This window comes from Kitasatospora sp. NPDC058162 (assembly GCF_042884005.1).
In the GTDB taxonomy this organism is placed as follows: domain Bacteria; phylum Actinomycetota; class Actinomycetes; order Streptomycetales; family Streptomycetaceae; genus Kitasatospora.
The window spans coordinates 34811-56224 of sequence record NZ_JBHVUS010000033.1 but is presented as its reverse complement, the minus strand read 5'-3'; the positions used below and the strand labels follow the sequence as shown (position 1 = coordinate 56224).

Here is a 21414-nt window from a genome sequence, read left to right as displayed (position 1 = left end):
CGCCTTCGTCGGTGGGATCGGGGGTCAGGTGGGTTCGGGTGGCGGGGTTCAGCGGGGTGGCAGGTAGCCGGCCTCGGCGGCCCAGGTCTGCGCGGCCGTCCACCACTGCGGTGTCGGCGCGGCGAACCGGACGCCCAGCCGGTCCAGCACGGCGGTGGTGTACGCGCAGTCCACCCGGACGTTGCGCTCCTCCTGCTCGGCCCAGGCGGCGGCCAGCCGGGCGGCCGTCGGGTGCCGGCGTTCGGCCCGGGCGATGGCGGCCGCGAAGGTCCGGTCGTCGGTGAGCCGGACGCGGTGGCCGTGCGCGGCGAGCCAGCCCACCAGTTCGTCGTGCGGCGTCGGGTACGGGGTCTCGACGTGGTAGGCACCGGGCGCGGCGTACGGGTCGAGGGCGATCGCCGCGATCCCGGCCGCCACCGTGTCCACGTGCGAGAACGCGAAGGCGGTGTCCGGCCGGCTGGGGGCGGCGCCGGCCAGCAGGTAGCCGCGGACGAGCTGGTAGATCCGGTTGTCGCCGGGGTTGGCCTGGAAGGCGCCGGTCCGGCTGTGCGCGGCGATGTGGCCGCTGCGGTACAGGTAGGCGGCGTGCCCGGTGGCCGCCCAGGCCCGGACGGCCTGCTCGGCGCGGTACTTGCTGCGCTCGTACGGGGTGCGGAACCGCTGGCCGATCCACAGGTCGGCCTCGCTGAACCGGCGCGGCGGGCCGTCCACCCCGCCGGAGACGGCCAGCGTGGAGACGTGGTGGAGCCGGGCCCGCGGGGTGTGCTCGTCGACCCAGCCGAGCAGGCGGCGCACCGCCGCGTGGTTGGCACGCTCCAGGGCGTCGGGCGAGGCGACCAGCCGGACGTCCGCCGCCGCGTGCACCACGATCCGGGCCTCCCGGGCCCGTTCCAGCCCGGCCGGGGACAGGCCGAGGCCGTCCCGTTCGAGGTCCCCGGCGACGACGTGGGCGGCCCGCTCACCGGCCAGCCGCCGCACGGCACCGGCGTCGTCGTCGGCCCGCACCAGGCAGGTGACCACGGCGCCGCGCCGCCGGAAGGCGTCCAGCAGGTGCCGCCCGAGGTAGCCGGTGGCGCCGGTGAGCAGCACCCGGGCGGGTTCGCGGACGGCCGCCCGGGCGGTGGGCGCCACCCGGGCGTGCAGCAGCTGCCCGGAGGTGGACAGCGGCGAGCGCCGCGGGGGCGCGGGGTACGTCCCCGCCGCGGCGGCGACCGCGGCGGCGAAGCGGGCGGCGATCCGTTCGGCGGCATGGTGCGCCACCGCGGGCCAGCCGTACACCAGGTCGGCGACCAGCCGGTCCTGCACCACCCGTGCAGTGAGCCGCAGTCGGTACAGCGGGTCGCCCCCGGTGCAGCGGGCCGCCCCGGCCTGCTCATCGGCGACGGTCCAGTCCAGGGCGGGCTCCTCGGGCAGCCGGAAGGTGCCGAGGAAGTTGAATCCGACCGTCGGACGCCCGTCCCCGTCCGCGTCGGCGGGGGGCCCGTCCCCGTCCCCGTCGGCGGGGAGCCGGTCCGCGCCGCTTCCGCCGGGCGCGTCCATCGGGCGGACGGGCGCCTCGCGCAGCCGGCGCGCCGTCTCCTCCGGGCCCGCGGACGGGTCCAGGTCGAGGTGCTTGACGGCGGTGAACCAGCCGACGGTGTCCAGGTACTCGCCCTGCTCGCCGGTGGTGTCCCGGCCGTGGGTCTCGACCTCCACCGCGAGCCGGGGCTCCCCGTGCCACCGGGCGACGGCTCGGGCGAAGGCGTCGAGCAGGACGGCCTCCAGCCCGGCCCCGCCGCCGTGCCGGGCGACCAGCCGCTCGGTGGCGTCGGCGTCCAAGGCCCAGCTGAGCGTGCCCGGTTGGACGGGCGGGCCGGATCCGTCGGTCACCGTGCCACCGGTTGCGGGCGGCGGCGGCGCGGCGGCCGCCGCCCACCGGTAGAAGTCGGCGGTCGGCGGCAGGTCGGCCGGCTTCCGGTCCAGCAACGCGCGGTAGGCGTGGGCGAGGTCGTCCAGCAGGATCCGCCAGGACAGCCCGTCGACCACCAGGTGGTGGGCGATCAGCGCGAGCCGCTGGTCGGTGCCGGGCGGGCCGGTGAACAGGTGGGCGCGCAGCAGCCGTCCGGCCGACGGGTCGAGGCTGCGGTGGAGCCCGGTACAGACCCCGGCGACGGTGTCGGCGATCGCGCCCGAGGCGCGCGGGATGCGGGAGTGGGAGAGCGGGTCGAGGTCGGCGACCGCGAGCGGTTCGCCGGGGCCGTCCGGGCCGACGGGCCGGCGCAGCGCCGGGTGGCGTTCCAGGACGGCCGCCAGGGCCGCCGCGAGGGCGGCGGGGTCGACGGCGGTGCGGCAGCGCAGCAGCACCGACTGGTTCCAGTGCCGTACGTCCTGGACGGTCCGCAGGCCGTACAACCAGCGCTGGGCGGGGGCGAGTTGACCAAAGTCGCCGCTGCGGCGGGGCACCGGGAGGGCCGGGGCCGCCGGCACCGCCGCCCCGGCCAGGGCGGCCGCCGTGGGGTGCCGGTAGAAGTCCTCGTAGGCGACCCGCAGTCCGGAGCGCCGCAGCAGGGCGACGGTGCGCATGGCGAGGATGGAGTCGCCGCCGAGGCCGATCACGTCCGCCCGGACCCCGATGCCCGGCAGGCCGAGCGCCCCGGCCCAGAACCGGGCGATCTCCTCCGCCAGAGCACCACCGGCATCGGGCCTGGCCGACTCCGCCGGTTCGGCCCGGAGGGACACCAGCTCGCCCACCAGCTCCCCCAGCCGGCCCCGGTCCAGCTTGCCGTTCGGCCCGACCGGGAACTCCGGCAGCACCAGGACCGGCTGCGGCACCGAGTAGCCGGGCAGGCGGTCGCGCAGGTGGTCGACCAGCCCGGCGACACCGACGTCCGGGTCCAACAGCCGTACCGCACCGACCAGTTGGTTCCCGACCTCGGTCTCCCGCAGCAGCGCCGCCGAGCCGGCGACGCCCGGGTACCCGTCCATGGCCCGCTCGACCTCGGCGAGGTCGACCCGGTACCCCCGGACCTTCACCTGGCGGTCCACCCGGCCGAGGAAGACCAGGTCGCCGTCCGCCCGCCGACGGCACAGGTCGCCCGTCCGGTAGGTCCGCAGGCCGTCACGCCGGACGAAGCCCCGGGCGGTCTCCTCGGGCCGCCCGAAGTACCCGGCGCTGACGCCCCGCCCGCCGATCAGCAGCTCCCCCACCGCGCCGTCGGCCACCGGCCGTCCGGCGCTGTCCACCAGGGTGAGCAGCACCTCGCCGATCCCGCTGCCGATCGGCACGACCGGTTCCCCGGCGGGCAGTTGACGGGCGGCGATGGCCAGGAAGCAGGTCGCGCCGACGGTGGTCTCGGTCGGTCCGTAGTGGTTGACCAGGCGCTCGGTGACGCCGTCGTCGAGCAGGGCGGCGGCGAGCCGGCGCGGCAGGGCCTCGCCGCCGAGCAGCAGGGTGCGCAGCGGCGGGGTGTCGGCCGGGCGGCCCTCCAGCAGGGCGGTCAGGTGCGAGGGGGTGGTCTTCAGGGTGTCGGTCCCGGCACGGCGCAGGGTGGCCCAGAACGCGCCGGGGTCGCGCGTCTCCCGGTCGGGCACCACGTGCACGGAGCCGCCGGTGGCGAGGGCCAGCAGCCAGGCGGTGTGCCCGAGGTCGGCGGCGAGGGTGGTGACGTGGGCGAGCCGGGGGGCGTCGGCCTCGGTGAGCCCGAGCCGGGCGGCCAGGGCGTGCGCGTAGTGGACGGCGTTGGCGTGGGTGACGGCCACGGCCTTGGGTTCACCGCCGGATCCGGAGGTGAAGGACAGGTACGCGAGGTCCTCCCCGGTCGGCCCGCCGCCCTGCCCGGTGGGCCCGTCCGCCAGGACGTCGACCACCTCGGCGAGACCGAGGTCGGCACCGGGCCCGCTCTCGGTGGCGAGCACCCGCCGCACCCCGACGGCGGTCAGCCGCCGGGCCAGGTCCGCCGCCGACCACTCCGGGTCGGTCAGCACGGCGGCCGCGCCGGAGCGCAGCACCCCGTGCAGCAGGACCAGCATCCGGGCGTCCCGGGGGCCGAGCAGGGCGACCCGGTCGCCCCGGCCGGTGCCGTCGGCGGCCAGGCGGGCGGCGATCCGCCCGGCGGCGGCGTCCAGCGCGCGGTGGTCGAAGGTGCGGACGCCGTCGCCGACGGCGGGCCGGTCGGGGTGGGTGCGGGCGAGGTGGGAGAGGAGGGCGCTGAGCGAGCCGGTGGCGGGCGCGGTGGACCGGACGTGCTGCGTCGCGGAGGTCACGCCGACTCGTCCCCCGTCCGGACCGTCTGATCCGTCCGAACCGTCCGGGCTGCCCGGCCTCTCCGCACCGGCTCGGCCGGGGCACCGAGGACCGCCGGGTCACCCGCCAAGTACCCCTCCAGCGAGGTCAGTTCGTGCAGCCGGCCGGCCAGTTCCCAGGCCAGCATGCGGTGCAGGCCGTCGACGTGGATCAGCCCGCGCCGGACCACCAGGCCCGCGTAGTCGGGGTGGTCGACCGGCGCGGTGGCCAGGTAGAGCGCGGTGAACGGCGCCCCGCGCAGCAGCCGCAGCTTCGCCGAGCAGACCGGGTTGGCCGCCGTCCAGCCGGCGCCGCCGGAGCGGACGCGTTCGGCCGCCCGGGCGACGGTCAGCCCGGTGCGCGGGACGAGTTCGCGCTCGCCGCCCTCGCTGATGTGCCAGGGCAGGACGACGCCGAGGATGTCGGCCCGGGTGAGCCGGATCCGCCACCAGCCGCCGGGGATCCCTCCGTCGGCGCGTTCGAGGTTCTCCTCGCCGTACAGGTTGGTGTTGGCCTCGTGGGCCCGCTCCACCGGGTGGTCCCGCAGGTAGGCCCGGTGGACCTCGGAGTAGGCGACGGCGCTGACGATCTCCACGGCAGTGCTCCTCAGGCGGGTCAGACGGTTCCGGTGTACTCGGTGAAGTGGTGCTCCGCGAACAGGTCGGGCCACTGGCCGTCGGCCAGGTCCAGTTCGCGGGCCCGGGCGAGCATCTGCCGCCAGTGGGGCTTCACCGGGCGCCAGCGCGCTCCGACCTGGCAGTAGGAGGCGTCGATGAAGTAGCGGGGCCGGCCGGGCCCGTCGGGTGCTGGTCTGCGGGTGTGGAACAGGGCCGAGTTGAGCAGCACGGTGGTGCCGGGCGGCAGCCGGTCGAGGACCACCTCGCCGGGCAGCTCGCCGGTGCCGTGGTGGGCGTGGGCGCCCTTGTCGGCGGCGCCCCGGTGCGAGCCGGGCAGCACGGCCAGGCTGCCGACCGTCTCGTCCAGACCGCAGAGGTAGTGCAGCGCGTGGACCATCAGCAGCGACGGGTCGGAGCCGTCGTTGGGCTCGCGGTCGTGGTGCCAGGGCTTGCCGGGGATGTCAGGGGCCTGGCGGTCGCTGTGCAGGTGGTGGAAGACGAAGGAGCGGCCGATCAGCCCGGTCAGCGCCCGCAGCAGCGGCGGGTGGGTGAGCAGTTCGCCGTGGGCGGGGAGCTCCAGTTCCAGCAGCGGGGGCGGCCCGTGCCGCTCGGGGTCGGCGCAGGCGGCGATCGACCGGGCCCGCAGGCCCTCGTCCACCCATCGGTCCACCTCGGCGGCGAGGCGTTCGCGCAGGGCTTCCGGGAGCAGTCCGGGCAGGACCAGGTACCCGGACTCCAGGAACTGACGGCGGTGCTCGGCGTCGAGGGCTTCACGCCCGGTGGAGAACAGGGTCACCGTGCCGACCCCCTCCTTCCGTTCGACGGGACGCACAGCGGGGCGGCGTACGACGGGACGCGGTACGGGAGGCGGTACGGATGGTGGAGGCACACGGGTCCGTCCTGACTTCGGGTGGCGGCGGTGTCGCCCGTCGTCGCCACAGACAGCTGAATGCGCGTGCGGAATGGCGTTCGGAACCGCGATCGGGTCCAGGACCGGATCCACGACCGGACCCGCGATCGCCACGAAGAGCCAGGTGTCGGTCACGCAAGGTGATCCGCCCCAGGAGTATGAACCGGCCATCGCGTCCACGACAAGAGCAAAGCCAACCCGTGGACACCTTCCCGCCACCGTGCCGTTCAGCTCCGGCCACCAGTCGATTCCCGTCCCGGCGGAAACTCCGGCGCTCCCCCGCCCCGATGATTCGCCGTCGGAACAGCGGATGCGGCAGAGTTGCCGCATGAGCGTCGACGCCCGGAGTCTCCAGCACAGCCCAGGTCCGGCCAGGCGGCGGCCGGTCCAGCAGCGCAGCCAGGAGCGGTACGGCCGCATCCTGGACGCCTGCGCCGGGCTGCTGGACGAGGTGGGCGCCACCGCCCTCACCACCAAGGAGGTCGCCCAGCGCGCCCAGGTGCCGATCGGCACGCTCTACCAGTTCTTCGCCGGCAAGGAGGACCTGCTGGCCGCCCTCGCCACCCGCAACCTCGACCAGTACCTCCAGCGCCTGGACGACCGGCTGGCCGGCTCCACCGCAGTCGGCCCGGCCGGGTTCACCGACCTCGCGGTGGAGGAGTTCGTCGCGATGAAGCGCGCGGTGCCCGGGTTCGGCCAGGTCGACTTCGGGCTCGCCGGTACGGCGGTGCCCTCCGGGGTGCGCAACGAGAAGCACCTGCTGGACTCCGGCGTGGACAACAACACCGCCGTCGCCCTGCGGCTGCAGGCCCTCGGCGGCGACCTGTTCGAGGCGGGCGACCCGGCGGCCACCACGCTCGCCCTGCGGGTCGCCCTGGAGGCGGCCGACGCGGTGCTCAAGCTGGCCTTCCGGGGGGACCCGCAGGGCGATCCGGCGCTGATCGCCGAATGCAAGCGGCTGGTGCGCGGTTACCTCGCGCAACAGCTGCCCGCCCGCTGACCGCCGCCCCACCGCTCCCGCGCGGCCCGTCCGCCCGAGGCGTTGCGCACCCGCCGCACCCGCAGCACAGTGGATAGCGGAACGGCCTCGGAGACGGCCGCCAATGACCCGAGGAGCACGATCATGCACGCAGCGGTAGGTGACCAGCTCCACATCCACAGCAGGTCGGTGGGCATGACGGACCAGAAGGGCGAGATCATCGAGGTGCGCGGCACGGACGGCTCGCCGCCGTACGTGGTCCGCTTCGAGGACGGCCACCAGGGCCTGATCTACCCCGGCCCGGACTGCATGGTCGAGCCGCGCCCGGCGGAACGCTGACCCACTCCCCCACCACCCCGCACCGCACCCGGGCGAGGTGGTGACGGGAGGTGTCCGCACCCACGACCCCGCTGCCCGGGGCGCTCGCCGGGCTCGCGCCACTGCTGGACCACTACGGGTACCTCGCGGTGGCGCTGCTCGTGCTGCTCGACAACTGCGGCGTCCCGGTGCCCGGGCAGACCGTCCTGGTGCTCGCCTCGGTGTACGCGGGCACCGGGCACCTGGACTTCGCCGCCGTCCTGCTGATCGCGGGCGCCACCGCCACCCTCGGCAACATGCTGGGCTACCTGATCGGCCACACCGGCGGGCGCGCCTTCGTCCACCGCTGGGGCCGCTACGTGCTGCTCACCCCGGCCCGGATGGAGCGCGCCGACGGCTTCTTCGCCCGGCAGGGCGGCAAGGTCGTCACGGTCGCCCGCTTCGTGGACGGGCTGCGCCAGTACAACGGCATCATCGCCGGGACGACCGAGATGCCCTGGCGCCGCTTCGCGGTCTTCAACCTGCTCGGCGCCGTGCTGTGGACGGCCGTCTGGGGCACCTTCGGGTACGTCGCCGGCGCGAACATCGGGTCGGTGTACCGGACGGCGATCCGCTACCAGCTGTGGTTCGCGATCGGGCTCGGCCTGCTGGTCGCGGCGTTCCTGGTGCGGCAGGTGCTGCGCTACCGGCGCCGCAGCCGGGAGGGCACCGACGCCGGTTCCGCGGACCGCCCCGAGGACCGCCCGGACGACGGCCCCGAGGACGGTTCCGCGCGCGACTAGCGCAGCGGGAACACCTCGAACGGCACCGCGAAGCGCGTCCCCAGCCGGGTGCCCGCGCCCCGGCCGAAGCCCTCCAGGAACTCCCGGGCGTCCGCCATCTCCCCGCCCAGCCCGGCCAGGTACGCCTTGTGCTCCTCCAGCGAGGCGACCCCGAGGTCGAAGTGGTCGGTGGTGTCCACCGCGTGCTCCGCCTCCGGCGAGGCCGCCGCCCAGATCTGCCGCACCCCGTTCCACGGCTGGTGGCCCTCGTCCAGCAGCTCGCGGAACACCCAGCGGTTCCCGGCGTCGCGCACGCCGTCCAGGGTGGCCCGGCCGACCGCGATGTGGTCGGCCTGGTTGAGGAACCGGCCGCCGTAGGTGTCCCGGAAGTTGCTGGTGATCACGATGTCCGGGCGGTGCCGGCGGACCACCCGGGCGATGTCGCGGCGCAGCGGCACCCCGTACTCGACCACGCCGTCCGGGTAGCCGAGGAACTCGACGGTCTCCACCCCGACCACCCGCGCCGAGGCGATCTGCTCGGCCTCGCGCAGCGGCCCGCACTCCTCGGGGCGCAGCGAGTCGATCCCGGCCTCGCCGCTGGTGACCATCACGTAGACCACCGTCTTGCCCTGGGCGGTCCAGCGGGCGACGGCCGCCGCGCCGCCGTACTCCATGTCGTCGGGGTGGGCGACGATCGCCACCGCGGTCTGCCAGTCCTCGTCGACGGGCTGATAGGGCTCGGGTGCCTGCTCGGTCATGCTGCTCTTCCTTCGCTCGCGGCTCGTACAGCTCATGCGGCTCATGCCGCTCGTGCGGCTCGTACGGCCCTCGGTCATACGGTCGTACCGCAGGCGACTCTAGAAGATCGCGTTCCCCACGCCCCGTCAGACACTTCTCCCCCGCCCGGGCTTGCCCCTGACGCATACGTCAAGGGTTAGCGTCCGGGCATCCCGCGGCGGTCCCACCGCCGCGCCCCTCCCCCCTTTCCCGCCTTCCCGCGCGAGGAGCGCCGCCATGCCCCTGCCCACCACCGCCCGAGTCGTCCGGCTGGCCGCCCGGCCCGACGGCCTGCCCGGCCCCGAGCACTTCACCCTCGCCGAGGAGCCGCTGCCGGCCCCCGGGCCCGGCGAGGTGCTGGTCCGCAACAAGGCCTTCCTGGTCTTCCCCGGGCTGCGCATCCTGATCAGCGGCCAGGGCTCCAACCTGCCGGTCCCGCACATCGCCCCCGGCGACGCCCTGTTCGGCCCGGCCCTCGGCGAGGTGCTGGCCGCCCCGGCGGACGGGCCGCTGCGCCCGGGCGACCTGGTCACCCACATGCACGGCTGGCGGGACCGACTGGTCGCGGACGCCGCACAGTTCACCCCGGTCCCGGACGGCTTCCCGGACCCGACGGCGCTGGTCTCCGCCGCCTCCGCCGGCTACGGCGGGCTGACCCGCAGCGCCCCGGTCCGCCCCGGCGACGTGGTCCTGGTGACCGCCGCGGCGGGCGCGGTCGGCACCCTGGCCGGGCAGATCGCCCGGCTGCTCGGCGCCGCCCGGGTGATCGGCACCACCCGCTCGCCCGCCAAGGCGGAGCGGCTCACCGCCGAACTCGGCTACGACACCGTCCTGGTGCCCGGCGGGCGCCCGTTCGCCGAGCAACTGGCCGAGGCCGCACCGGAGGGCCTGGACGTGGTGCTGGACCTGGTCGGCGGCGAACAGCTGACCGCCGCTGTGGACGCCGCCCGACGCGGTGCCCGGTTCGCGCTGGTCGGGGCGGTGTCCGGGCAACTCGACCCGGCGCGCCGGGGCGGCGACTCCCCCGCGGTGATCGACAGCCTCCGGGTCACCACCCACGGCCTGAGCCTGCGGGGCTTCACCCTGCTCGACCACCCCGACCTGGAGGCCGAGTGGCGCGAACGGCTCGGCAGCTGGCTGTCCAGCGGAAAGCTCGTCTTCCCCCGGACGCCGGTCGCGGGCATCGAACGGGCCCCGCACGCGTTGACCCGGGTGTTCACCGGCGACACCTTCGGAGCGACCCTCGTGGAGCTCTGAGCACCGAGGAGGCGGGATGCGGATCGGCGACGCGGCGGCCGCGGCGGGCACCACCCCCAGGGCCCTGCGCTTCTACGAACAGCGCGGGCTGCTGCCGCCGCCCACCCGGTCCGGTTCCGGCCAGCGCGAGTACGGGCCGGCGGAGGTCTCCCGGGTCCGGGTGATCCGTCAACTGCTGGCCGTCGGACTGACGGTGGACGACCTGGCCAGTCGGCCCCACCGGCTGGACCTGCTCACCGAGGACCCGCCGCAGCGCTGCACGGCCGCCCCCGGGCCGGAGACCTTCGCCCCGGTGGTCGCCGCCCGGCTGGCCGCCCTGGACGCGGAGATCGCCCGGCTCACCGAGCGGCGGGAGCGGCTCGCCCGGCACGCGGCGACGGGGGGCGCCGACGTGCCGGGCGAGGGCTGAGGGCTGGTCAGCCGGTCTCGGCGGTGAGCCGGGGTTCCAGCGCGGGAGCGGCGGGCTGCGGCCAGCTGATCCGGGTGGCGCAGAGCGAGACGACGGCGGCCGAGGCGGCCACGGCGGCCATGCCCCAGACCAGGCTGGTGCCGCCGGCGATGAAGCCGATCACGGCGGGGCCGGCCAGCAGGCCGGTGGTGCCCATGGCGGCGACCAGGGAGAGCGCGTCGGAGCCCTGGCGGGCGGCGGCGACGTAGACGCACGGGGTGACGGCGGCGACGCCGAGGCCGACGCAGGCGAAGCCGAGCAGGGCGGGCACGACGCCGCCGGTCAGCAGGGCGAGGGCGAGGCCGAGGCCGGCCAGTAGGCTGCCGGTGCGGACGATCCGGCCGTCGCCGAAGCGGGTGCGCCAGCCGTCGGCGAAGATCCGGGCGCAGACCATCATCACCGAGACGACGGCGATGCCCAGGGGGGCGAGTCCGGCGCCGGCGTCCACCACGTCCTTGAGGTAGAGCGCCGACCAGTCGTTCATCGCGCCCTCGGTGACGGTGCCGAAGACCATCGCGAGGCCCATCCAAAGGGTGGCCGCGACGGGCAGGGCGAAGCGGCGCCGCTTCTTCTCGACCTCCTCCGGCTGTTCCTGCGGCCCGTCGGTCAGCAGGCCCGGCCGGGCGACCAGCACCAGGACCGCCAGCAGCACGGCGGCCAGCCCGAAGTGGACGGCGAGGGAGCCGGTGAAGGCGTTCACGCCGGAGGCCAGCAGGGCGGCCAGCAGCGAGCCGGCACTGAAGGTGGCGTGCAGCCTGGACATCGTGGTGCGCTCGAAGCGGGCCTCCAGGGCGGCGCCCTGGGCGTTCATCGCGACGTTCAGGCAGCCGACGGCGACACCGTCGCAGAACAGCACCAGCAGGGTGACGGGGTAGTTCGGCACCACCGACAGGGCGAGCAGGACCACCCCCAGGGCGAGCGCCGACAGCACCGAGAGCAGCCGGGAGCCGAACCGCCGCATCAGCGCCGCGACCAGCGGGAAGGACACCGCCGCACCGATCCCGCAGGTCATCAGCAGCAGGCCGATCTGGGCCTCGCCCAGGTCCAGCCGGGCCTTGAGCGCGGGCACCCGGGAGACCCAGGTCGCGTACTGGAATCCGAGGGCGAAGAACAGTGCGCCGATGGCCAGTTGGGAACGGCGGAACTCGTCGCGTGCGGGGGAGGTCATCTGCATCAGCCCACTTCGGCTCTGGGCGCGGATCCGGGGGTCGAGTCCGCGGGGTTCGGGGCGCGGTCCAGCGGCTTCGCCATGTAGACGGCCGCGGCGCCGTAGCTCGCGGGCAGCCCGATCTCGGGCCGGGCCCGGTAGCCCAGGGGGGTCCACAGCACCTCGGAGCCGCGTACGGCGACCAGCGAGAGGGTGCGGTGACCGGCCGCCCGGCCGGTCTCCTCCAGGTGTCGCAGCAGCCGGGGGGCCAGGCCGCGGCCGCGCGCCCGCTCGGCGATCACCAGGTCGTGGGCGTGCAGGTTGCCCTCCGTGGGCCGCACCACGGCGCCGCCGGAGGCCAGGCTGAGGTCCGGGCAGCGGAACAGCGGGTACGGCAGGGCGAGCAGGTAGCCGGCGAAGCCGTCGGCGTCCTCCAGCACGAAGCAGGTGGACGGCGAGGCGCGGTGCCGGGAGCGCAGCGCCGCACCGCCCTCGGAGAGGCCGCTGGCGGCGTAGGCGCGTTCCTCGGCGGCGATCACGTCCGGCCAGTCTTCCTCGCGGAGCAGCCGGATCCGGGTGTCGGTCATGCCCGGCCCTCCTCGGGGTCGCCGCCGACGCAGGTGTACGGCAGCGGGGCGAAGCCGTTGAAGCCGCGGGTGGCGTAGGCGGTGGCGTAGGCGCCGCAGGAGTGGATCCAGACCGGGTCGCCGGAGGCGAGGGCGTGCGGGACGCGCACCGCGCCGTCCTCCTGGGCGTACGCGTCGTCGCTGTCGCAGGTGGGGCCGGCCACCACGGCGTTGACGAACTGCCCGCCGGGGTGGGTGGGGAACTCCAGGCGGTACTGCAACTGGTCCATCTCGTAGAGCCCGTTGAACTTTCCGCAGCTCAGGTAGAGCCAGTCCTCGCGGGTGCCGTCGAGCCGGTGGCGGGAGGAGAGCCGGGCGACGTGGGCGCGGATCGCGCCGTGGTCGGCGACCAGGTGGCGGCCGGGTTCCAGGACGAAGTCGAGCGGGGCGGCGTTGACGGCGCGGAGCCGTTCCATGCCTTCGCGCAGGACCGTGAACATCTTGTCCAGCGGCGGTTCGAGCGGTCGCCCGCGCCGGTCGAGGACCCCGAGGGCGGGCAGTCCGCCGCCGAGGTTGATCCGGTCCGGGGTGATGCCGCGCCAGTTGAGCGCCTCCAGGACGGCGGCCAGCGATTCGATCGCCGCGGCCCAGGCCTCGGCGGTCATCTGCTGGGAGCCGACGTGCACGGACAGGCCGGAGGGCACCAGCCCGGCGGTGCGGGCGGCGCCGAGCACCCGCAGGGCGTCCTCGGGCGAGCAGCCGAACTTGTGGCTGAGGCCCCACAGGGCGCCCTCGCCGGTGGTCGCGATCCGGCAGAACACCCTTGATCCGGGGGCGTGTTCGGCGATCGCGGCGACGTCCTCCAGGCTGTCGGTGGCGAATTCGCGCACGCCCAGCCGGTAGGCCTCGGCGATGTTGCGGTCGGACTTGATGGTGTTGCCGTAGTGGACCAGCTCGGGGGCCACCCCGGTGCGCAGCGCCTGGGCGATCTCCTGCGGGCTGGCGGCGTCGAAGCCGGACCCGAGCCGGGCCAGGTGGTCGAGCACCTCGTCGACCGGGCAGGCCTTCATGGCGAACCGGACGGCGACGCCGGGCAGTTCGGCGCACAGGGCGGCGTACTGGCGGCCGATGCCGTCGAGGTCGTAGACGACGGTGTCCTCGGTGGCGGCGGCGAGCGCGGCGCGCAGGGCGGTGTGGTCGTGCTGGTCGGGTCGGGGCGCGCGGTCGGCGTGCACGGTGGCGGACGCGGTCGGGGCGCGGTGGCCGGCCCTCCCCTGGTCAGCCCGCTCGCGCGGTTCGCCGGGGCGGCGCTGCTCGCCGACCCGGCGCGGCTCTGCGGAGTGGCGCTGCTCTGCGGAGTGACGCTGGCCGGCGGGGCAGCGCGGTTCGGTGGTCTGGGGTATCACGGTGTACTCCCGGTGCGGCTAGGACAGCGGCCGGTCGGCGGGGGTGGTCTTGCTCGCCCGCACCAGCGGGCCCCACGCGTCGATCAGCAGGGCGAAGTCCTCGATGTCCGCCTGCGCCTCGTCGAGCAGACGCGCCCGTCGGGGCGCCAGGTGGTCGGCGAACTCGGCGTACTTGCCGCCGAGTCGCCGGTAGCAGCGGTCCAGTTCGGCGAGCCGCCGGTGGTTCTCGGCGCGGTCCGTCGCGGCGCTGCGGCGGGCGGAGTCGGCGATCGCCCCGGGGCGGACGTGGTGGTGCTCGTCCAGCAGGGTGTGGCCGGCCCGCTCCATCTCGGAGTAGACGGGGTGGAGGTAGAGCATGGAGAGCAGGAACTTGGCGTAGCGCTCGTGGTAGGCGGTGAAGCCGGCGCCGGTGCGTCGTTCCGGGGTGTAGTAGTTGACGATGTGCCGGTTGTGGGTCACCCCGGGCAGGGTGGCGTCGTGCACCAGGTGGTGCAGGAAGTAGTCGCTGCCGATGGTGTCGGTGGCGGGCGGCAGCGGGACGCGTTCGTAGACCTCGTGGTCGAGGGCGATGTTGCACATGTCGATCCGCCAGATGTCGGGCCGGTCGAGCACGGCGCGGTCGGCGGTGAAGGGCTCGGTGCCGCCGCCGGTGAAGGATTCGGCGACGAGTTCGCGCCGCTCCTCCTCGGTGGCCCCGGTGGGCGCCCAGAGCGCGACCAGGTCGTGGTAGGCGTCCGGGTCGAGGGCGCGGATCTCGCCGAGGTCGACGGAGAGTTCGCCGATGAAGGAGGCGCCGACCAGGGCGACGGGCTTGTCGGCGTGCGCCGGGTCGAGGGTGTGCTCGGTGACGGCGGCGGCCGCGTCGGCGGCCTTGAGGCCGATGGTGGCGAGTTCGTGGTCGATCGGGAAGACGGGTGCGCCGCCGTGCCACTGGTAGCGGCTGTCGGAGTCGCGGCGGTGCACGGAGGTGCAGCCGAGCGCGGCGGCCAGCAGGAAGGCCCGGTTGGTGCAGGCGCCGTAGGAGACGGTGTCGGGCAGCATCAGGTCGAGCAGCCGGTCCGGTCCGGGGAGGTCGGCGCGCTCGATCACCCGGCGCAGGAAGGCGCGTTGGGCGTCCTCGTCGAGGTGGTGGGCGGTCACGCCTTCGGTGGGCGGCAGGGCGGCGAGGGCGGCGGCGTGCCGCGCGCGGGACGCCGGGTCGGCGGAGTCGAGCACCAGGAGGTGCACCCGGACTCCGAACGCCCGGGCGGCGTGGGCGGCTTCGGCGCCGACGGCGGTGATGGTGTCCGCGCACTCGCGGTTGGTGGGCAGGGTCAGGCAGACGGCGCGCATTCCCGCTCCCCCGTGGGCTGCTGGGTGCCGGACGGCTCGAAGTTCCGGCCGGTCCAGGACCGCAGGCCGAGCAACTTCTCGCCCAGTTCGGTGAGTTCGGCCGGTCCGTAGCGCAGTGCCTCGGGCCGGTCGGCGTCGCCGACCAGGGTGCGGTTCCAGTCCGGGGTGGCGAGGGTGCGCCAGGACTCGACCCGGGAGCGGCGCAGCGGCTCGGCCTCCTCGAGGGCGGGCATCATGGACAGGTACTGGACCGAGCGCACGCCGTCCGCGGAGGTGTTGGGGGCGACGCCGTGGGCCAGCAGACCGTTCCAGATCAGCAGGTCACCGGCCTTCAACTCTGGTCGGATGACCGGGAATTCGGTGCGGTCGATGTCCGGTCGGATCGGGTCGCGGTCGGCGGGCTGGGCGGCCTGCCACTCGTTGTGGCGGCGGAACAGCTCCGGGTCGCACTGGAAGCCGCCGTGGTCGGGGGCGGTGTCGTTGAGCGCGATGATGCCCTGGACGCGCTGCGGCAGCATGGCGCGGGTGGTGTCGACGTCCCAGTGCAGTTCGATGTCGAAGCCCTGCTCGGTGGGTTCGATGAGGGCGCGGTCGCGGTTGCGGACGTTCGGCGGGTTGAGGTTGAGCCGGTCGAGGGTGACCCAGAGCTCCTCGCAGTCCCAGACGTCCACGAAGGCGTCGTAGACGCGCTGTGACTGGCGGCTGTCCCAGATGAGTTGGTGGTGGTAGGCCTCGACGAAGCCGTAGATGTGCAGGTGCCGGTCGAGTTCGTCGCGGTGGTCGCGCTCGCGGTACCAGTCCTCGGGGCGGTCGGGCGACAGGCCCTGGAACTCCCAGGCGAAGTCGAGCAGTCGGCGCGCGGCCGCGGCCGGGATCGCCTCCCGGACCACGACGTAGCCGTAGGTCTGCCAGTGCGCGAAGTCCGCCTCGGAGAGCACCCGCAGCGGGTGCTTCTTGCGCAGTTCGCGCAGGGCGGTGCCGGCGAGGTAGCTCTCGGTGTCGGCGCTGAAGTAGGGGCGCGCGGAGGCGGCCCGGTACAGATATTCCTCGGGGTGTTCGTCAGGACTCGGCATGGGCGGTCACTCCGTGGTTCGTGGTCGATGCAGCGCTTCCTCGGGCGCCCGTGCGGGCGCGGCGAGCCGATGGCCGGTCGTCGGCCGGAAGGGGAATTCGGTGCGCGGACCGGATTCCCGTCCGCATGCGCTCCTTCTCGCCTCGGCCCCCGAGCGGCGGACGACGCCACGTCAGGGGGCCAACTCACCAGTCCGGCAAGGACACTCACCCCGCATCACCCTGCGCCGGACCGCGCTTCCCCATACGTTGGACTAGACCAACTAATGGTGTCAACCCTTTCCCGCAGGTAACCGATTGGGAAATCAGCGCAGCTCACGGCGCCTCTGCGGGTTCGCTTTATGTTTCGGAGACTGACATAAGGCCGGGTATGTTTCGAGAATTGACATAATCGCGGGGAAGTGAACCCCACGCGCCCCACAGCCGTTGCGCACGTACGTTGGGTCTGTGGCACGCACCCGGCCGGCCCGCACGCGCCTGGCACACACCCGCCCGGCACGCACCCGCCCGGCCCGTACCCGCCTGGCGCCGCCCGGCTGGCTGACCGAGGGCCTGCGGCCCCGGGACGCGCCGATCCCCTGGGCCGCGGCGGCCCGCGCCTCGGTGGCGCTCGCCGCCCCGCTCGCCGTCGGCACCGCGACCGGCCGGACCGGCTACGGCGCGCTGGTGTCGATGGGCGCGCTGTCCGGGGTGATCGGGGACACCGCCGACGCCTACCGGATGCGGGTGTTCAACATCGCCGTGCCGCAGCTGTTCGGCGCCCTCGGAGTGCTGCTCGGCACCCAGGTGTTCGGCTCCGGCTGGACGGCCGTGGTGGTGCTGACGGTGGTCGCCCTGGTGTCCGGCATGATCTCCTCGGTCGGCGCGGTGGCCTCCGTCTCCGGCCTGCTCCTGCTGCTGAACGCGGTGGTCGGGGCCGGCCTGCCGATGCCCTCCCCGTGGTGGCTGCCGCCCGGCCTGCTGCTGCTGGGCGGCCTGCTGGTGCTCGCACTGACCCTGCTCGCCTGGCCGCTGCGCGGCGGCACGCCCGAGCGGGCGACGGTGGCCGACAGCTACCGGGCCGTCGCCGCCCTGCTGGAGGCCACCGGCTCGCCCGGCTACGAGGACCGGCGCCGGGAGCTCACCCAGTCGCTCAACCAGTCCTACGACCTGCTGCTGGCCCGCCGCGCCCGCCGGCACGGCCGCTCGGCCACCCTGGTGCGGCTGCTCGCCCAGCTCAACGCGCTGATCCCGGTGGTCGAGGGGGCGTCCGCAGCCCAGCTGCGCCCGCCCGGGTACGGTCCGCTGCCGCCCGCCTACCCGGCGGCGGTGCGCGAGCTGGCCGCCGCCGTCGAGCGGGGCCCCGGCGGCCCCTCCCCGCCGCCCGGCTCGCCCGGACCGCCCGAACTGCCCGAGCCGCGCGGCCCGTCCACCCGCGCGCTGGCCCAGGCGATCGGGCACGCCGCCACCGTGGTGCACGAGGCCGAGCCGGACCCGTACGCCGCCGACGACCGGCTCGGCCGGCCCGCCGGCCTGCGGGTGCGGGCCCGCCGGGGGGCGCGCGCGCTGCTGCTGTCCGGCGCGTCCTGGCGGTACGGGCTGCGGCTTGCGCTGTGCATCGGGCTGGCCCAGGTGCTGGTGTCGGTGATCGCCGTGCCGCGCTCGTACTGGGTCTCGCTGACGGTGACCTTCGTGCTGAAGCCGGACTTCGGCTCGGTGTTCTCCCGCGCGGTGCTGCGCGCGCTCGGTACGGCCGCCGGGCTGCTGATCGCCGTCCCGGTGCTGGCCGAGGTGCCGCACGGCTGGTGGGACGTGCCGGTGATGGCGGCGCTCGCCACGCTCATCCCGGTGCTGTCCGCGAAGGGGTACGCGTTCCAGACCGCCGCGATCACCCCGGTCATCCTGATGCTCTCCGACCTGCTCAACCACCAGGGCTTCCACCTGGTGCTGCCCCGGCTCTACGACTCGCTGATCGGCTGCGGGATCGCGCTGCTGGCCGGCTACCTGCTGTGGCCGGAGTCCTGGCACACCCGGATCGGCGACCGGTTGGCGGACGCCGTCCAGGACACCGCCTCGTACGTGTCGCTGGCCTTCACCACCGCGCCGGGCCGGGACGAGCCGGCCCGGGCCCGCTACCGGCGCCGCCTCTACCGGGACCTCTCCGCGGTGCGCAGCGAGTTCCAGCGGGCGCTCACCGAGCCGCCGCCGGTCGGCGCCCGCGCGGAGGCCTGGTGGCCGCTGGTGATCGCGGTGGAGCGGATCGTGGACACCACCACCGCGACCCGGGTGCGGGTCGAGCACGGCGCGCCGGTACCGACCCCGGCCGAGGTGGGCGCCGTGGCCCGGGAGCTGACCGACCTGGCGGAGGCGCTGCGCAGCGGCGCGCCGCTGCCGCCGGGCGACCCGGACGCGCTGGCGCCGGACTGCGCGCTGGCCCGGCTGCACCACGAGGTGCACGCGGCCCGGTCGGTCGCGGCCTCCTGACCGGCCCGCCCTGGATCAGCGGGCCGGGCCGCCGTCAGTCCTGGATCCGCCGCCAGGGCCGGTCCGCCTCCAGCTCGTAGGCCAGCTCCAGCAGCAGCCGCTCCTGCCCGTGCGCGGCCGACAGGTGCACCCCGATCGGCAGCCCGCCCGGCGCCGCCCCGGCGGGCAGCGCGATGCCCGGGCCGCCGGTCACGTTGTTGACCGGGGTGAAGGCGACGTAGCGCAGCAGCCGCTCGATCAGCTCGTCGAAGGCCACGTTGGGGCTGAGGTGCCCGATCGGCGGGGCGGTGTGGGCGAGCACCGGGGAGAGGATCGCGTCGTGCTCGCGGAAGATCCCCGCGTACACCGCCTCGGCCCGGCGCAGCCGGCGCAGCACGCCCGGGGTGCGCGGGAACTCCGCCTGGAAGCGCCGCCGCAGCCCGGTGGTCAGGCCGTCCAGCTTCCCGGCCCGGAAGCCCGGGTCGAGCAGCACCCGGCCGGTGAGCGCGATCACCCAGGCGATGTAGCCCCAGTACGAGAGGAAGTCGCGGGAGAACTCCTCGCCGAAGGGCAGGGTGGTGGGCACCACCCGGTGGCCCATCGCCTCCAGCCGGGCGGCGGTCTCCTCGACCACCCGGCGGGTCGCCTCGTCGGTCTTCGCGGTGGGCGAGTCGACCACCAGCCCGATCCGCAGCCGGCGCCCGCCGGGGCCCTCGACCAGGCCGAGCGGGGGCAGGCCCGGGTTGCGGTGGTGGCGCTCGGCGGCGGCGAAGAAGGCGGCGGTGTCGCGCACCGTACGGGTCACCACCCCGTCGGTGACCAGGTCGATCGGCAGTTTGCCGCCCTGGGCGTTGGTGACCAGCCGGCCCCGGGTGGGCTTGAGTCCGACCAGGCCGCAGCAGGCCGCCGGGATGCGGATCGAGCCGCCGCCGTCGTTGGCGTGGGCGATCGGCACCACCCCGGCGGCGACCAGGGCGGCCGCGCCGCCGGAGGAGGCACCGGGCGAGTGGGAGGTCTTCCAGGGGTTGCGCACCGGCTGGGCGGTGGCGAACTCGGTGGAGGCGTTCAGCCCGAACTCGGGCAGCCGGGTCTTGCCGAGCACGGCCAGGCCGGTGGAGAGCAGCTGGTCGGCGAAGGGCGCGTTGCGGCGGGCCGGGCGGGCGCGGTAGGCCTCGCTGCCCATGCCGGTCGGCAGGCCGCGCAGGTCGACGTTGTCCTTGAGGTAGGTCGGCACGCCCCAGAGCGGGCCGCCGATGCCCGCGCGGCTGATCCGGGGCCGGTCGTAGCCGGCGTGGGCGACGGGCAGCAGGGCGGCGTCGATCCGCCCGGCGCGGGCGACGGCGGCGGCGACCAGCTCCCGGGGGCCGACCTGGCCGGACTTGACCAGGGCGGCCAGTGCCACCGCGTCGTGCGCGCCGAGGGCGTCGTCGGTGAACGCGTGGGCCCGCTCGTCGGCCATCCCAACTCCCCATCGGTCGTACCCATTGGCCGTACTGATTGGTAGTACCAGCCGGTAATAGTGCGAAGCCAGCAGTCTATGCACAGGCCACCGCCGCCGGAAAGCCCGGGCGATCCGTCAAGCCCGGCCCGGCGCACGGGCGTTCGGCCTGCGCCCCCGCGTTCACCCCACCCGCCGGTCACGGACCGTTTCACCGGCGGTCGCCGGGAAAGATCACCGTCGCCCGACCAACCCACCCACCCCGAGGTGACGCCCGTGCCCACCCAGTACCGCCCCACCGCCCACTACACCTCGGTCACCGCCCCCGGCGCGCTCCCCCTGCTCGGCCACGCCCCCGCCCTCCTGCGCAACCCGCCCGACTTCGTGGCCGGCCTGGCCGCCCACGGCGACCTCGTCCGCCTGCGGCTCGGCCCGCTCGACGCGTACGTCGCCTGCCACCCCGACCTGGTGCGCCGGCTGCTCACCGAGGACCGCACCTTCGACAAGGGCGGCGTCATCGTCGAGAAGGCCCGCGAGGCCTTCGGCAACGGCCTCGCCACCTGCCCCGCCGCCGCCCACCGGCGCCAGCGCCGGATGCTCCAGCCCGCGTTCCACCGCGACCGGCTGCCCGGCTACGCCGCCATGATGGCCGAGGAGATCGCCGGCACCACCGCCCGCTGGCGCGACGGCGACGTGGTCGACGTGCCCGCCGCGATGTACCGGCTCTCCACCGCCGTCACCGCCCGCTGCCTGTTCGCCGCGCACGAACGGGCCGGCTCGCTGCCCGTGCACGCCGCCATGGACGAGGTCGCCCACGGCGTCGCCCGGCGGATGATGCTGCCGCTGCCCGGCGCCGACCGGATCCCCACCCCCGGCAACCGCCGCTTCGCCCGCGCCCGGCGGGACCTCCGGGAGATCACCCGCCGGCTGACCGCCGACTACCGCGCCGCCGGCACCGACCACCACGACCTGCTCTCCGTGCTGCTCGGCGCCCGCGACGAGGACGGCCGCGGCCTGTCCGACGAGGAGATCCACGACCAGGTGGTCACCTTCCTGCTGGCCGGCATGGAGACCACCGCCGCCACCCTCTCCTGGGCCTGGACCCTGCTCGCCGCCAACCCCGCCGTCCGCGCCCGCCTGCACACCGAACTCGACACCGTCCTCGACGGCCGCCCCGCCTGCCACCAGGACCTGCCCGCGCTGCCGCTCACCGCCAGGATCATCAGCGAGACCCTGCGGCTCTACCCGCCCGCCTGGATCCTCAGCCGCACCGCCGCCACCGACACCGAACTCGGCGGCCACCCCCTGCCGGCCGGCGCCACCATCCTCTACAGCCCCTACCTGCTGCACCGCCGGGCCGACCTGTTCCCCTGCCCCGACCGCTTCGACCCCGACCGCTGGCTCACCACCGCCCGCCCCGCCCCCGGCGTCTACACCCCCTTCGGCCTCGGCGCCCGCCGCTGCATCGGCGACGCCTTCGGCACCACCGAGGCCGCCCTCGCGCTGGCCGGCATCGCCGCCCACTGGACCGTCACCCCCACCCGCGGGCGGCCCGTCCGCCCCCACCGCAGCGCCTCGCTCTCCCCCCGCCCCTTCACCGCGACGCTCGCCCGCCGCATCCGCTGAGGGCCTCGGCGGGCATCGGGCAGCGGTGTTCGGTACTGTCCCGAGGTGGCCGACCGCA

At 75.3% G+C, this 21414-nt stretch carries 17 protein-coding genes; 7 read left to right on the top strand and 10 right to left on the bottom strand.

The features are described from left to right. Positions 1 to 48 precede the first annotated feature (48 nt). Genes ACFVXG_RS36700 through ACFVXG_RS36690 form a run of 3 tightly spaced genes read right to left on the bottom strand, consistent with a single transcriptional unit; the run spans position 49 to position 5674 of the window. Positions 49 to 4242: an AMP-binding protein gene (locus tag ACFVXG_RS36700; RefSeq protein ID WP_387934084.1), complete on the bottom strand. Its 4194-nt coding sequence runs from the start codon at positions 4240 to 4242 to the stop codon at positions 49 to 51. Further along, positions 4239 to 4856: a DUF6309 family protein gene (locus tag ACFVXG_RS36695; protein WP_387934082.1), complete on the bottom strand. Its 618-nt coding sequence runs from the start codon at positions 4854 to 4856 to the stop codon at positions 4239 to 4241. Before ACFVXG_RS36695 ends, ACFVXG_RS36700 begins: the two co-directional genes overlap by 4 nt. Before the next feature lie 20 nt (positions 4857 to 4876). Further along, a complete protein-coding gene (locus ACFVXG_RS36690; protein ID WP_387934080.1) occupies positions 4877 to 5674 on the bottom strand; it encodes a phytanoyl-CoA dioxygenase family protein in 798 nt (265 codons plus the stop codon). Positions 5675 to 6116: 442 nt separating this feature from the next. Here ACFVXG_RS36690 and ACFVXG_RS36685 point away from each other — a divergent pair, with 442 nt between their 5' ends. The 3 genes from ACFVXG_RS36685 (at position 6117) to ACFVXG_RS36675 (ending at position 7867) form a co-directional block, all read left to right on the top strand. Then, positions 6117 to 6788 (top strand): TetR/AcrR family transcriptional regulator, encoded by a 672-nt coding sequence (locus ACFVXG_RS36685; protein ID WP_387934078.1) that lies wholly within the window; start codon positions 6117 to 6119, stop codon positions 6786 to 6788. A gap of 123 nt (positions 6789 to 6911) precedes the next feature. Next, positions 6912 to 7106, top strand: a complete 195-nt coding sequence (locus ACFVXG_RS36680) for a DUF1918 domain-containing protein (protein WP_387934077.1) — start codon at positions 6912 to 6914, stop codon at positions 7104 to 7106. A gap of 50 nt (positions 7107 to 7156) precedes the next feature. After that, a complete protein-coding gene (locus ACFVXG_RS36675) occupies positions 7157 to 7867 on the top strand; it encodes a DedA family protein (RefSeq protein ID WP_387934075.1) in 711 nt (236 codons plus the stop codon). On the opposite strand, the gene ACFVXG_RS36670 is transcribed toward ACFVXG_RS36675, so the two are convergent. Then, positions 7864 to 8604 (bottom strand): PIG-L deacetylase family protein, encoded by a 741-nt coding sequence (locus ACFVXG_RS36670; protein WP_387934073.1) that lies wholly within the window; start codon positions 8602 to 8604, stop codon positions 7864 to 7866. The genes ACFVXG_RS36675 and ACFVXG_RS36670 overlap by 4 nt on opposite strands. A gap of 256 nt (positions 8605 to 8860) precedes the next feature. Here ACFVXG_RS36670 and ACFVXG_RS36665 point away from each other — a divergent pair, with 256 nt between their 5' ends. Then, on the top strand, positions 8861 to 9880 hold the full coding sequence (locus ACFVXG_RS36665; protein ID WP_387934071.1) for a zinc-binding dehydrogenase: 1020 nt from the start codon (positions 8861 to 8863) through the stop codon (positions 9878 to 9880). Between the two features lie 16 nt (positions 9881 to 9896). Beyond that, positions 9897 to 10289, top strand: a complete 393-nt coding sequence (locus tag ACFVXG_RS36660; protein ID WP_387934069.1) for a MerR family transcriptional regulator — start codon at positions 9897 to 9899, stop codon at positions 10287 to 10289. Between the two features lie 7 nt (positions 10290 to 10296). On the opposite strand, the gene ACFVXG_RS36655 is transcribed toward ACFVXG_RS36660, so the two are convergent. The 5 genes from ACFVXG_RS36655 to ACFVXG_RS36635 form a co-directional block, all read right to left on the bottom strand. Further along, complete coding sequence (locus ACFVXG_RS36655; RefSeq protein WP_387934067.1) at positions 10297 to 11502, bottom strand: MFS transporter; 1206 nt, start codon at positions 11500 to 11502, stop codon at positions 10297 to 10299. Further along, entirely contained in the window at positions 11502 to 12062 is a 561-nt protein-coding gene (locus ACFVXG_RS36650) for a GNAT family N-acetyltransferase (protein WP_387934065.1), read from the bottom strand. Before ACFVXG_RS36650 ends, ACFVXG_RS36655 begins: the two co-directional genes overlap by 1 nt. Then, entirely contained in the window at positions 12059 to 13276 is a 1218-nt protein-coding gene (locus tag ACFVXG_RS36645) for a type III PLP-dependent enzyme (protein ID WP_387934142.1), read from the bottom strand. The genes ACFVXG_RS36650 and ACFVXG_RS36645 overlap by 4 nt, the downstream gene beginning before the upstream one ends. 189 nt (positions 13277 to 13465) lie before the next feature. Continuing rightward, positions 13466 to 14779, bottom strand: coding sequence for a DUF6271 family protein (locus tag ACFVXG_RS36640; RefSeq protein WP_387934063.1), 1314 nt, complete (start codon positions 14777 to 14779; stop codon positions 13466 to 13468). After that, the gene (locus tag ACFVXG_RS36635) at positions 14761 to 15852 is read right to left on the bottom strand and encodes a phytanoyl-CoA dioxygenase family protein (RefSeq protein ID WP_387934061.1); all 1092 of its coding nucleotides are present in this window, start codon (positions 15850 to 15852) and stop codon (positions 14761 to 14763) included. The genes ACFVXG_RS36640 and ACFVXG_RS36635 overlap by 19 nt, the downstream gene beginning before the upstream one ends. Positions 15853 to 16372: 520 nt before the next feature. Here ACFVXG_RS36635 and ACFVXG_RS36630 point away from each other — a divergent pair. Next, positions 16373 to 18313, top strand: a complete 1941-nt coding sequence (locus ACFVXG_RS36630; protein WP_387934141.1) for an FUSC family protein — start codon at positions 16373 to 16375, stop codon at positions 18311 to 18313. A 34-nt stretch (positions 18314 to 18347) separates the two neighbouring features. Here the strand turns inward: ACFVXG_RS36630 and ACFVXG_RS36625 are convergent, their stop codons facing one another. Further along, the gene (locus tag ACFVXG_RS36625; RefSeq protein WP_387934059.1) at positions 18348 to 19751 is read right to left on the bottom strand and encodes an amidase; all 1404 of its coding nucleotides are present in this window, start codon (positions 19749 to 19751) and stop codon (positions 18348 to 18350) included. A gap of 255 nt (positions 19752 to 20006) precedes the next feature. On the opposite strand from ACFVXG_RS36625, the gene ACFVXG_RS36620 reads away from it, so the two are divergent. Further along, a complete protein-coding gene (locus tag ACFVXG_RS36620; protein ID WP_387934057.1) occupies positions 20007 to 21356 on the top strand; it encodes a cytochrome P450 in 1350 nt (449 codons plus the stop codon). The last annotated feature ends 58 nt before the right edge of the window (positions 21357 to 21414 follow it).

Coding starts and splice junctions, on each gene's coding strand:
- ACFVXG_RS36685 (WP_387934078.1), top strand. CDS start 6,117: ATGAGCGTCGACGCCCGGAGTCTCCAGCACAGCCCAGGTCCGGCCAGG.
- ACFVXG_RS36680 (WP_387934077.1), top strand. CDS start 6,912: ATGCACGCAGCGGTAGGTGACCAGCTCCACATCCACAGCAGGTCGGTG.
- ACFVXG_RS36670 (WP_387934073.1), bottom strand. CDS start 8,604: ATGACCGAGCAGGCACCCGAGCCCTATCAGCCCGTCGACGAGGACTGG.
- ACFVXG_RS36665 (WP_387934071.1), top strand. CDS start 8,861: ATGCCCCTGCCCACCACCGCCCGAGTCGTCCGGCTGGCCGCCCGGCCC.
- ACFVXG_RS36660 (WP_387934069.1), top strand. CDS start 9,897: ATGCGGATCGGCGACGCGGCGGCCGCGGCGGGCACCACCCCCAGGGCC.
- ACFVXG_RS36655 (WP_387934067.1), bottom strand. CDS start 11,502: ATGCAGATGACCTCCCCCGCACGCGACGAGTTCCGCCGTTCCCAACTG.
- ACFVXG_RS36650 (WP_387934065.1), bottom strand. CDS start 12,062: ATGACCGACACCCGGATCCGGCTGCTCCGCGAGGAAGACTGGCCGGAC.
- ACFVXG_RS36640 (WP_387934063.1), bottom strand. CDS start 14,779: ATGCGCGCCGTCTGCCTGACCCTGCCCACCAACCGCGAGTGCGCGGAC.
- ACFVXG_RS36635 (WP_387934061.1), bottom strand. CDS start 15,852: ATGCCGAGTCCTGACGAACACCCCGAGGAATATCTGTACCGGGCCGCC.
- ACFVXG_RS36625 (WP_387934059.1), bottom strand. CDS start 19,751: ATGGCCGACGAGCGGGCCCACGCGTTCACCGACGACGCCCTCGGCGCG.